11 protein-coding genes are annotated in these 11,091 nt (G+C 49.6%); 7 read left to right on the forward strand and 4 right to left on the reverse strand.

Features of this window, described 5'->3' with window-relative positions:
• Positions 1 to 7: 7 nt before the first annotated feature.
• Positions 8 to 415, forward strand: coding sequence for a lactoylglutathione lyase (gloA, locus tag ACM615_RS07045; RefSeq protein WP_112287933.1), 408 nt, complete (start codon positions 8 to 10; stop codon positions 413 to 415).
• A gap of 91 nt (positions 416 to 506) precedes the next feature.
• Positions 507 to 1,223, forward strand: a complete 717-nt coding sequence (gene rnt, locus ACM615_RS07050; RefSeq protein ID WP_132963828.1) for a ribonuclease T — start codon at positions 507 to 509, stop codon at positions 1,221 to 1,223.
• Positions 1,224 to 1,319: 96 nt separating this feature from the next.
• Here the strand turns inward: rnt and ACM615_RS07055 are convergent, their stop codons facing one another.
• The gene (locus ACM615_RS07055; RefSeq protein WP_015697793.1) at positions 1,320 to 1,661 is read right to left on the reverse strand and encodes a Grx4 family monothiol glutaredoxin; all 342 of its coding nucleotides are present in this window, start codon (positions 1,659 to 1,661) and stop codon (positions 1,320 to 1,322) included.
• 463 nt (positions 1,662 to 2,124) lie between these two features.
• On the opposite strand from ACM615_RS07055, the gene ACM615_RS07060 reads away from it, so the two are divergent.
• Complete coding sequence (locus ACM615_RS07060) at positions 2,125 to 3,030, forward strand: C40 family peptidase (RefSeq protein WP_132964096.1); 906 nt, start codon at positions 2,125 to 2,127, stop codon at positions 3,028 to 3,030.
• A gap of 175 nt (positions 3,031 to 3,205) precedes the next feature.
• Here ACM615_RS07060 and ACM615_RS07065 read toward each other — a convergent pair whose 3' ends face one another.
• Entirely contained in the window at positions 3,206 to 3,367 is a 162-nt protein-coding gene (locus ACM615_RS07065) for a YnhF family membrane protein (protein ID WP_112287936.1), read from the reverse strand.
• A gap of 262 nt (positions 3,368 to 3,629) precedes the next feature.
• Here ACM615_RS07065 and purR point away from each other — a divergent pair, with 262 nt between their 5' ends.
• Positions 3,630 to 4,655: an HTH-type transcriptional repressor PurR gene (gene purR, locus ACM615_RS07070; RefSeq protein WP_112287937.1), complete on the forward strand. Its 1,026-nt coding sequence runs from the start codon at positions 3,630 to 3,632 to the stop codon at positions 4,653 to 4,655.
• A 50-nt stretch (positions 4,656 to 4,705) separates the two neighbouring features.
• On the opposite strand, the gene punR is transcribed toward purR, so the two are convergent.
• Complete coding sequence (gene punR, locus ACM615_RS07075; protein ID WP_431011701.1) at positions 4,706 to 5,611, reverse strand: DNA-binding transcriptional activator PunR; 906 nt, start codon at positions 5,609 to 5,611, stop codon at positions 4,706 to 4,708.
• Positions 5,612 to 5,747: 136 nt separating this feature from the next.
• Between punR and punC the strand changes: the two genes are divergently transcribed.
• Together punC and cfa are read left to right on the forward strand one after the other, a co-directional pair.
• Positions 5,748 to 6,941, forward strand: a complete 1,194-nt coding sequence (punC, locus tag ACM615_RS07080; RefSeq protein ID WP_431011702.1) for a purine nucleoside transporter PunC — start codon at positions 5,748 to 5,750, stop codon at positions 6,939 to 6,941.
• 380 nt (positions 6,942 to 7,321) lie between these two features.
• A complete protein-coding gene (gene cfa, locus ACM615_RS07085) occupies positions 7,322 to 8,473 on the forward strand; it encodes a cyclopropane fatty acyl phospholipid synthase (RefSeq protein WP_120161795.1) in 1,152 nt (383 codons plus the stop codon).
• A gap of 95 nt (positions 8,474 to 8,568) precedes the next feature.
• Here cfa and ACM615_RS07090 read toward each other — a convergent pair whose 3' ends face one another.
• Positions 8,569 to 9,222: a riboflavin synthase subunit alpha gene (locus ACM615_RS07090; RefSeq protein ID WP_120161794.1), complete on the reverse strand. Its 654-nt coding sequence runs from the start codon at positions 9,220 to 9,222 to the stop codon at positions 8,569 to 8,571.
• Between the two features lie 255 nt (positions 9,223 to 9,477).
• Between ACM615_RS07090 and ACM615_RS07095 the strand changes: the two genes are divergently transcribed.
• Positions 9,478 to 10,851, forward strand: a complete 1,374-nt coding sequence (locus ACM615_RS07095) for an MATE family efflux transporter (RefSeq protein WP_112287942.1) — start codon at positions 9,478 to 9,480, stop codon at positions 10,849 to 10,851.
• Positions 10,852 to 11,091 lie beyond the last annotated feature (240 nt).

Genomic DNA, 11,091 nt, shown 5'->3' on the forward strand with positions numbered 1-11,091 from the left:
GGAACCTATGCGTTTACTCCATACCATGCTTCGTGTTGGCGATCTGCAACGCGCAATCAGCTTCTATACCGATGTGTTAGGCATGCGCCTGCTGCGCACCAGCGAAAACACTGAATACAAATACTCTCTGGCATTCGTCGGTTACACCGATGAAAGCGAAGGCGCAGTCATTGAACTGACCTACAACTGGGGCGTTGACAGCTACGACATCGGCACCGCTTACGGGCACATCGCTCTGGGTGTCGATAACGTGGCACAAACCTGTGATGACATCCGCAATGCGGGTGGCAAAGTGACCCGTGAAGCCGGTCCGGTTAAAGGCGGCTCCACCATTATCGCCTTCGTTGAAGATCCGGACGGTTACAAAATCGAGCTTATCGAATCCAAACATGCGGGCCAGGGTCTGGGCAACTGATCCCCCTGAATGCTGAAAGGGGCGCAAATGCGCCCTTTTTTATTGCCCAATTTTTGCCGCAGCCCTGCAACGGACGGCAAAATTTGTCATAATGCGCGCTGAATTCGATGAAGATAAGAAACTAATGGCCGAGAATAGTGACATTAACGCCCTGAGAGGCCGTTTTCGTGGTTTTTATCCGGTAGTCATTGATGTTGAGACTGCCGGATTTAATGCCCAAACCGATGCGCTGCTGGAAATTGCAGCAATCACATTGAAGATGGATGAGGACGGCTGGCTGCAAAGCGATGAGACCGTGCATTTCCACGTAGAACCTTTTGAAGGTTCGGTACTGGTGCCGGAAGCGCTGGCGTTTAACGGTATCGATCCGACCAACCCGTTGCGCGGCGCAGTCAGTGAATATGAAGCCCTGCACGAGATTTTTAAAGTCATCCGCAAAGGGATGAAAGAGCAAAACTGTAACCGCGCAATCATCGTGGCGCATAACGCGAATTTCGATCACAGTTTTCTGATGGCGGCAGCCGAGCGCGCCGGGCTGAAACGTAACCCGTTCCACCCTTTCGCCACATTTGATACTGCGGCGTTAAGCGGACTGGTGCTCGGGCAAACGGTGCTGGCAAAAGCCTGTATCAGCGCGGGAATGGTGTTTGACAGCAGTCAGGCTCACTCTGCACTGTATGACACAGAACGCACTGCTGAGCTGTTCTGTGAGCTGGTGAACCGCTGGAAGCGTCTTGGCGGCTGGCCGTTGCCCCTGACCGCAGAAGAAGCGGAAGACGAAACCGCGCAGCAGGAAAATCAGCAGTAATCCGTACGGCTGGCTGGATCCAGAGATAAAAAAAGAGCGACGCAATGTCGCTCTTTTTGTTTTCACCCTCCTCAAAGGACGGCGGCCTTCTTAGAATTACTCTTCAGAAGATTTATATTTTTCAGCAGTTTCTTTAATCAGCTGCTGCAGTTCGCCGCGCTGGAACATCTCAACCACGATGTCACAACCGCCGACCAGTTCACCATCAACCCACAGCTGCGGGAAAGTTGGCCAGTTAGCAAACTTTGGCATTTCTGCGCGGATATCCGGGTTCTGCAAAATATCAACGTAAGCAAAACGTTCGCCGCAGGCTGAAAGCGCCTGAACAGCCTGAGCGGAAAAACCGCAGCTTGGCAGTTTAGGAGAACCTTTCATGTAAAGCAGGATCGGGTTTTCAGAAACTTGCTTCTGAATTTTTTCAATAGTTGGAGTGGTCATTTCTTGCTTCCTCAAGCCGGTACAGGCTGTCACGGTCATTACTCTTCACGCGCGGCACCCAAAAACGGTGCGCAAACACAATACTTTCTATTGTAACGACGCCAGCCATCAGATAAAAACGCCATTTTTTGTGGGGTCTTTCTCAATACTGGCATTTTATTAAACAATTTTTGGCGGCTGCGCTGAACATCACATATTTAAAGATTCATCGAGAATAACATTTTTGCCGTTCGACGATAATGTCAGATTTGCAAAATAGTATTCTTTATCTCAAATATTAAGCTGATGAAAAATGGTTATTTTTTTTACTTAAAATGGCGCTTATTTCGACATAAAAAAAGCTATTAACTTTTTCTCACAATATGATCTAGAATCGAGTCAATTCGTGCTTTTTTGTCGGGTTCTTTTAAGCAATACTCTGACATCCCTGATGTTTAACCCAACCACTCATGGTAACGAAGCTATGCGCTTACTGTTCACGCTTTTTGTGCTGCTCTTTACCCAGCTGTTTCTTAATATGGCTCATGCATCGCCACAGACCCGCGTCTCTGCCGATCAGCGGAAGAGTCATGTTAATTCCGTGACGCCGGAAGAACGGCGAAAGCGAAAGACAGTGGCGGCGAAAACCAGTAAAAAAACAAAAGTCGCACCGGTGACAGAGAAAAAGACTCAGGAAAAAGCATCAAAATCGAAGAAGGTCAGCAGCACCGAACTGGTCAAACGCAAGACAACTTCTGAGAAAAGCGTAAAAACGACTCGGGCCGAAAGCAAAAAAGAAAAAACACTCAGGACAACGCGGGCCGAGAAAAAGACAGATAAAGCCACTAAATCACGAGCGCTTGCCAAAAACAGCAGTGAAAAAATCAGCAAGAAAGAAGCGTATGGCCGACACCGTAAAGGTAAAAAATTACGCGAAGAAGACACCAAACCTATTACGCTGAGTGCGACACATAAAAAACGCTATCAGCATGCACAACAAACGGCGATGACTAAGCTGATGCACCAGGTCGGCAAACCTTATCGCTGGGGAGGAACTTCTCCGAATACCGGTTTTGATTGCAGCGGTCTGGTCTATTACGCTTACAAAGATTTGATCCGCATTAAAATGCCGCGCACGGCAAACGAGATGTACCACCTGCGCGATGCAGCGCCGGTGAAACGTGGCGAACTTGAAAGCGGTGATCTGGTGTTCTTCAGAATCAACAACCGCGGCGCAGCGGATCATGTGGGTGTTTATGTTGGCAACGGCAAATTCATCCAGTCGCCAAGAACCGGTGAAGACATCAAAATCACCTCACTGGGCGACGATTACTGGCAAGACCACTATGTTGGCGCACGTCGGGTGATGACCCCAAAAACAATCCGATAATAAACAATTCGTTAAGTCTGAGGTTTCGCTAATCAGCCATTGAATAGCACTTAACGAAGAGTTTCTGCAGGGAAGAGTATCGGCGGTAACGGTCACTGCGTAAAATTGAAAAGGGCGATTCCTGTGAAAGGTATCGCCCTTTTTTGTTGCGTCTCACTACTGTCTCACTGCCAGATTAGTTCATCACTGCCGTGAAGCTGAAAGCGATAATCATGAGCAAAGCGCATACCGTGGTGATCAACGATAACTTCAGGTTGCTGTCCATCAAACCCCCTTTCGGATCAAGTTGTGGCGTTTCTTTTAGCCACACTAAATGTGTGCCAACGCATTTTCGCATAATTCACTTTTAAAATCTTCTGCTGAATGAAAATGTGAACATGACAATTTTACTTCCACTTTCATGCATTATAAGAGAAAATTGTCGGTTAACACGCCTGTGTGCCGGTCGATTTCACCCGAGAGCATTTCACGCCTCATTCTGAAGAATCCACCCAATGATTACACTGCCCTTTTAGATGTCCGCAGTGTAATCAACGCAAGCAAACGATTAACATAATGCTAACGTGCTGAAGCACGGAAGTTCAGGAGTCATTCTTTACATGGCAACGATTAAAGATGTCGCAAAGCGCGCTGGCGTTTCCACTACAACCGTGTCGCACGTCATCAATAAAACACGTTTCGTCGCCGAAGAAACCAGGGAAGCGGTGCTGCTTGCCATTAAAGAGCTACATTATTCTCCGAGCGCCGTAGCCCGTAGTCTTAAAGTGAATAACACCAAGACGATTGGTCTGCTGGCAACCTCCAGTGAAGCGCCCTATTTCGCCGAGGTGATTGAAGCCGTCGAGAACAGCTGCTTCTCCAAAGGCTATACGCTGATCTTGTGTAACTCGCACAACAATCTGGAAAAACAACAGGCCTATCTGCAAATGCTGGCGCAAAAACGCGTCGATGGTCTGCTGGTCATGTGCGCGGAATACCCTGACGAATTACTCAATATGCTTGAAGAGTATCGTTCGATTCCGATGGTGGTGATGGACTGGGGCGAAGCGCGTAAAAACTTCACCGACAGCATTATCGATAATGCTTTCGAAGGCGGTTATATGGCCGGACGCTATCTGATCGAACGCGGGCATCGTGATATTGGCGTGATCCCGGGACAGCTGGCGCGTAATACCGGCGGCGGTCGTTTCCAGGGTTTTGTCAAAGCGCTGACGGAAGCCAATATCCCGCTTCGCGAAGAATGGGTGGTTCAGGGCGATTTCGAGCCGGAGTCAGGTTATCAGGCGATGCATAAGATTCTGATGCAGAAACAACGCCCCACCGCCGTCTTCTGCGGGGGCGATGTCATGGCAATGGGCGCAATTTGCGCCGCTGATGAGCTCGGATTGCGCGTCCCGCAGGATATTTCGGTGATTGGTTACGATAACGTGCGTAATGCGCGGTACTTCTCTCCGGCACTGACGACCGTGCATCAGCCGAAAGAACGGTTGGGTGAGATGGCCTTTACTATGTTGCTCGACCGCATCGTCAGCAAACGTGAAGAATCACAGACCATCGAGGTGCATCCGAAACTGGTTGAGCGTCGTTCGGTGGCCGATGGCCCGTACCGCGACTATCGCCGTTAATGTTTGCCTTTAATCTTTTATAACGCCTGCTTTTGCAGGCGTTTACTTTCTCAGTCCCGCAGCCATTCACGGTTCATCGTTTCTGTATCACCCATATATTCCAGCAACCACGCCAGTGAAGGTGACGGATTGCTCTGGTCCCACGTCAGGCAACATGGGCTGTCAGGGAAGGTATTCTCCAGCGCCAGAACCTGCAATGCCTGCTGTTCAATGCGGTGGCTCACGCGATGTACCGGCATCATTCCTACGCATAAACCTTCACTCAGACATTCAAGCGCGCAGGTCCAGTCCGGCACAACCAGACGCCGCTGGTTATCAAGCGTCCAGGTATCACGCTTGGGCAACGTCCGCGAGGTGTCTTCAAGACACAATGCGGGATAAGGCCTGAGCTGGTCATCACTGAGCGCACCCGGTAACTGCGCCAGCGGATGCTGCGGGCTGACCACGCAGTGCCAGTCCATAAACCCCATATCGCGAAAACTGAAACGTCCACCAACCGGTATCGCCCGCGTCGCACCGATTGCCACATCAGCACGTCCGTCAACCAGTGCGTCCCACACACCATTAAACACTTCGGAATGAATAATCAGTTCCGTGTCAGGAAAATGACGATAGAAATCCAGCACCAGTCGCCGTGTTCTTGCCGGTTTAACGATTCTGTCGACAGCAATACGTAACTCGCCCCGCCAGCCGTTGGCAACCTGCTGACACTGGCGTCGTGTAGCTATCATTTTTTTTATCAGAACCCGCGCTTCATCCACGAAAACTTTGCCCGCTGGCGTTAAAACGACGTCACGGTGTCGACGTTCAAACAAGGGCACCGCCAGCCATTGTTCGAGCTGACGAACGGTGTAGCTGATGGCAGAAGGCACCCGATGTAGATCCTGTGCCGCCGCACTGAAGCTTCCGGTTCTTGCCACCGCATCAACGACTTCAAGAGCGTATTCTGACCACATATTTTAGCCTTCAATATTTTTGATAGCAGAGTGCAAATATTAACGTTTCACAACGCTGTTATCAAAGCGTTAAAATCTGCCTCCGAACAGATCCCTGCATCAAATCATCTGCAATAAATAAATTAACGAGATAATAATGAAACCCTCCTTTGGATTTATGCTCTATCTGGCTGGCCTGAGCATGCTCGGCTTTTTAGCCACAGATATGTACCTCCCTGCGTTCAGCGCAATGCAAACCAGCCTGATGACCAGTCCGGGAATGATCAGCGCCAGCCTGAGTATTTTTCTCGGCGGATTCGCCATCGGACAATTGCTGTGGGGACCGCTGTCAGACCGCATTGGCCGCAAACCGGTTTTACTGCTCGGTCTGATGCTGTTTGCCGTCGGCTGTCTGGGCGTGATTTGGGTCGAGAACGTGCGCGCCCTTCTGGCGCTGCGTTTCTTACAGGCCATGGGCGTCTGTGCAGCCGCAGTGACCTGGCAGGCAATCGTGGTGGACCGTTTTTCAGCGGATGTCGCTAAAAAAACCTTCGCCAGCATTATGCCTTTAGTGGCACTTTCGCCAGCGCTGGCGCCTTTGCTTGGCGCCTGGGTGCTCAACCATTTTGACTGGGAAGCGATATTTGCCCTGCTGACTGCAGTGGCCGCCTTGTTGCTTATCGCCACCTTCACGCTGCGGGAAAATAAGCCGGCAGAACACAAATCTGCCGACAAAGCGAGCTTTGGCACGTTGCTGAAATCGCGCGTTTACAGCGGTAATGTCATGATTTACGCCGCCTGCTCCGCCGGTTTCTTTGCCTGGCTGACGGGGTCGCCGTTTATTCTGAGCAATATGGGCTATTCGCCGGGCGTGATTGGCCTGAGCTATGTTCCGCAGACCATCGCTTTCCTGCTTGGAGGCTTCGGCTGCAGGTTGCTCATCAGCAGGTTAGATGGGAATAAAATTTTACCCTGGCTGCTGACAGGGTATGGCCTGAGTGTTGCGGGTCTGTTCTGTGTCGCCATGTTCACTGATGCCGGGTTGGTGAGCTTGTTGATCCCGTTCTGTTTCATGGCTCTGGTGAATGGCGCAATCTATCCAATTGTTGTGGCAAATGCATTAATGCCATTTCCTGCTAATACAGGGAAAGCGGCTGCGTTGCAAAATACCCTGCAATTGGGATTGTGTTTCCTCGCCAGTTTGCTGGTTTCCGCATTTATTGCGCAACCATTAATAGCGACAGTCACCACCATGCTGTCTACACTATTGTTGGTAGTTTTGGGCCGGTGGATGTCTGTGCGACACAAAAATCCGCAATATACTGAGCAAAAGTCGGAGCAGGAAGCCTGAGCAAGCTTTGAAAGTTAATCGTTATAATGACCATAAGTTACAATCACTTAATGGTCATTTTCATTCATGACGATTAACTATTGAGAATGCCTGCGGGCGAGCCTATACTCAACAAAACCCAATAAAATAGCATTTTTACAAAACTTTTATTACATACTTAAGCCGGACGCGAGGAATGCGTCACACTATTTTTCCTAGTACGTTTTTCAAGGATGATTTTCCTGCGCGACTTGTGCCCGCAGGCGTTCTTCTAAATTTCCTCTGTTGGTGTCGGATATCGGACGAGGCGCTAGTCGTCTGTTCTCATAAAGACCTGCAAAAAATAGCCTTTGCTTTTCCCGGCAGGTTAATAAGTCAGAAGAGAAAGTGATGGAGAAGCTATGAGTTCATCGTGTATAGAAGACCTAAGCATTCAGGATAATCAGTGGTATCGGATAGCCAGTGAAATGCTGGCAATGGCAGACATCCAGGTAAATGGTAATCGCCCTTTCGACCTTAAAGTAAAAAACACTGACTTTTTTAAGCGTGTTTTACAGGAAGGTTCTCTGGGTCTGGGTGAAAGCTATATGGATGGTTGGTGGGAATGCGACCGCCTTGATATTTTTTTCCAGCGTGTTCTCCGTGCAGGTTTGGAAAATAAACTCCCCCACCATTTTAAAGACACTCTGCGGGTAGCCGCGGCACGCCTGACCAATTTGCAATCGCGTAAACGTGCATGGATTGTCGGCAAAGAGCATTATGATCTGGGCAACGATTTATTCACACTGATGCTCGACCCGTATATGCAATATTCCTGTGGCTACTGGAAAGAAGCAACAACGCTGGAAGAAGCGCAGGAAGCAAAACTCAAAATGATCTGCGATAAACTGCAATTAAAACCGGGGCAGCGTTTGCTCGATATTGGTTGCGGCTGGGGTGGATTGTCAGAGTTTGCGGCACGCAATTATGGTGTCAGTGTCGTTGGTGTCACTATTTCCGCAGAACAACAAAAGCTCGCGCAAAAAAGATGTGAAGGACTGGATGTCACGATCCTCCTACAGGATTACCGTGACCTCAACGATCAGTTTGACCGGATTGTCTCGGTCGGGATGTTCGAGCATGTCGGTCCGAAGAATTACCAGACTTACTTTAATGTCGCCAAACGTAATATCAAACCTGACGGCATTTTCCTGCTGCACACTATTGGTTCTAACAAAACAGATCTTAACGTCGACCCGTGGATTGATAAATATATCTTCCCGAACGGCTGCCTGCCTTCTGTTCAGCAAATTGCGCAAACCAGCGAATCTTTGTTTGTCATGGAAGACTGGCACAATATCGGCGCGGATTATGACCGTACACTGATGGCGTGGCATGAACGTTTCCAGAAACACTGGCCTGAACTGGCAGAAAAATATGGCGATCGTTTCCACCGCATGTTCACGTATTATCTCAATGCCTGCGCAGGGGCATTCAGGGCTCGTGATATTCAGCTCTGGCAAGTGGTATTCAGTCCTGAAGGCGTTGACGGAGGAATGCGCGTTCCACGTTAATCCCCTTTGACAGCAACTGAACGACATAAAAAAACCGGACCTGAAAGTCCGGTTTTTCTTTTTGCAGTCTCTGCGAAATCTGGGTGGAAATGATGTTATTCAGACTTCTCGATCATGGCTTGCGCGGTAGCAATTGCAGCTTCACGGCTGGCCAGAACGCGTTCGACCGTATCGACAATGGCCTGAGTCTGCGGGTCGATTTCAATATTGATTTTATCGCCCAGACGTTTAGTCCCCAGCGTGGTGCGTTGCAACGTTTCCGGAATTAAATGTACGCAGAAACGGGTACGGGTGACTTCGCCGACGGTCAGACTAATACCATCAATGCCGATATAACCTTTATGTAATACATACTTCATCAGATCTTCATGTGGCATACGGAACCAGATCTGCCGGTTATTTTCTGACGTCAAAATCTTCGCCACTTCTGCGGTACAAATAATATGTCCCGACATCAGATGGCCGCCGATTTCATCATTGAAACGCGCAGCACGTTCCAGATTCACAGAGTCGCCGACGTTGAGATCATCCAAATTGGTCAGACGAAGCGTTTCTTTGATCAGGTCGAAGCTGACCAGGTCGCCATTGACCTCTGTCACCGTCAGGCAGCAACCATTATGTGAAACAGAAGCGCCCAGTTGCAAATTGTCGAGCATATCTTCCGGCATGCGAACAACGTGGGTTCTGAAATTAGGTTTTTCGTCGATCGATACGACCGTTCCGGTTCCCTGAACAATTCCGGTAAACATAGTCTTTCCTCAATTCATAAGTCTGCTGTATTAAAAACGAAACTCTTGTCAGTTTGCCGCAGATTTAATGGAAAGCCAAATCTTCACGGGCAGAAATAGCACCCTCTGCTTTCATTTCATTATTTAACCGCTTGTTAACAGCTTTATTTGCTTAAAAATACCGACAATGTACAATCTTCGGACTATTTCCCACTCTTTATTGCCACCCTTCGTGGCGTTTTTTATTCAGTATAATCAACGAAAAAAGGTGTATCTGTGCAGAAGTACCTTGCAGAGGCGCGGATTTTATTAGCGCTTGCCATTCCGGTCATCCTTGCGCAAATCGCTCAGACTTCCATGGGCGTTGTCGACACCATAATGGCCGGTTCGGTCAGTGCCACGGACATGGCCGCCGTCGCCGTCGGGACCTCCATCTGGTTGCCCGCGATCTTATTCGGACATGGTTTGTTACTGTCCCTGACACCAACCATCGCGCATTTAAACGGTGCCGGTCGTCGCGACAAAATTGGTCATCAGGTTCAGCAGGGATTCTGGTTGGCCTCCGGCGTGTCCGTGCTGGTCATCGCCGTACTCTATCAGTGCGACCATATCCTCGGCCTGATGCACAATATTGATCCGGAGCTGAAAGAAAAGGCTGTCGGTTATTTGCATGCCATCATGTGGGGCGCTCCAGGTTATTTGTTCTTCCAGGTGCTGCGCGACCAGTGTGAAGGCTTGTCCAAAACCAAGCCGGGGATGGTATTTGGCTTTATCGGTTTACTGGTGAATATTCCCGTTAACTATATTTTCATCTACGGTAAATTCGGCGCGCCTGCCCTTGGCGGTGTCGGCTGCGGCGTCGCCACGGGCACCGTCTACTGGGTAATGTTCTTTATGATGCGATTTTATGTCCGTCATAACCGTGCCCTGCGTGACACTCAGCCTGTTTCGCGTTTTGCCAAACCCGACTGGGCGACACTACGCCGTCTTTCACAACTCGGCCTGCCGATTGCACTGGCATTATTCTTCGAAGTCACGCTGTTCGCTATCGTGGCCCTGCTGGTTTCTCCGCTGGGGATCGTGGCCGTGGCCAGCCATCAGATAGCCCTTAACGTCGGCTCACTGATGTTTGTCGTACCGCTTTCACTCGGTGTGGCAGCGACAATTCGGGTGGGTTCAAAGCTTGGGGAATCTTCCGTTGAAGGTGCGAAAGTCGCCGCTTATACCAGTATCGTGACCGGTATTCTCATGGCCTGTTGCACCGCGACGACGGCGATTTTGTTCCGTGAACACATTGCCGCGCTGTATAACGACAGCCCGGAAGTGGTGATGCTGGCCTCGCACCTGCTTATTTTTGCGGCGTTATTCCAGATTTCAGACGCCATCCAGGTGATTGGCAGCGGCATTCTGCGCGGCTATAAAGATACACGCTCTATCTTCTATATTACGTTCATCGCCTATTGGGTGCTGGGACTGCCGGTCGGTTACATGCTGGGCCTTACCGATTTGCTGGTGCCGAGAATGGGACCAAGTGGTTTCTGGTGCGGATTTATTCTGGGACTGACCTTTGCGGCGCTAATGATGACCTTGCGCATGCGCTGGTTGCAGAAGCAACCGTCCTACACAATTTTGCAAAAAGCCGGTCGCTGATCCTCTGCTCTCGCCCACGCGCTGAAATTATCTCCTGGAAGCGCGTGGTTTTTAGGGTCTGCATAGTGGCTGTTATGCCTAAAAAAACAACGCAATGCGCATTAGCTCGACAGTCACGCACAATATGACAGGAAAATGTCTTTTTTCCCTTGCCAGTATTCAGAGAGGTCGTTAATATTCGTCCCCGTCGCCAACACTGGCTGACAAACAGAAAAACGATGCGTCCGTAGCTCAGTTGGT

The organism is Rahnella sp. PAMC25617 (assembly GCF_050606005.1).
Taxonomy (GTDB): domain Bacteria; phylum Pseudomonadota; class Gammaproteobacteria; order Enterobacterales; family Enterobacteriaceae; genus Rahnella; species Rahnella variigena.

What these genes read in the sequence shown, in the direction of transcription:
- gloA (WP_112287933.1), top strand. Translation starts at nt 8, where the DNA reads ATGCGTTTACTCCATACCATGCTTCGTGTTGGCGATCTGCAACGCGCA.
- rnt (WP_132963828.1), top strand. Translation starts at nt 507, where the DNA reads ATGCGCGCTGAATTCGATGAAGATAAGAAACTAATGGCCGAGAATAGT.
- ACM615_RS07055 (WP_015697793.1), bottom strand. Translation starts at nt 1,661, where the DNA reads ATGACCACTCCAACTATTGAAAAAATTCAGAAGCAAGTTTCTGAAAAC.
- ACM615_RS07060 (WP_132964096.1), top strand. Translation starts at nt 2,125, where the DNA reads ATGCGCTTACTGTTCACGCTTTTTGTGCTGCTCTTTACCCAGCTGTTT.
- ACM615_RS07065 (WP_112287936.1), bottom strand. Translation starts at nt 3,367, where the DNA reads ATGCGAAAATGCGTTGGCACACATTTAGTGTGGCTAAAAGAAACGCCA.
- purR (WP_112287937.1), top strand. Translation starts at nt 3,630, where the DNA reads ATGGCAACGATTAAAGATGTCGCAAAGCGCGCTGGCGTTTCCACTACA.
- punR (WP_431011701.1), bottom strand. Translation starts at nt 5,611, where the DNA reads ATGTGGTCAGAATACGCTCTTGAAGTCGTTGATGCGGTGGCAAGAACC.
- punC (WP_431011702.1), top strand. Translation starts at nt 5,748, where the DNA reads ATGAAACCCTCCTTTGGATTTATGCTCTATCTGGCTGGCCTGAGCATG.
- cfa (WP_120161795.1), top strand. Translation starts at nt 7,322, where the DNA reads ATGAGTTCATCGTGTATAGAAGACCTAAGCATTCAGGATAATCAGTGG.
- ACM615_RS07090 (WP_120161794.1), bottom strand. Translation starts at nt 9,222, where the DNA reads ATGTTTACCGGAATTGTTCAGGGAACCGGAACGGTCGTATCGATCGAC.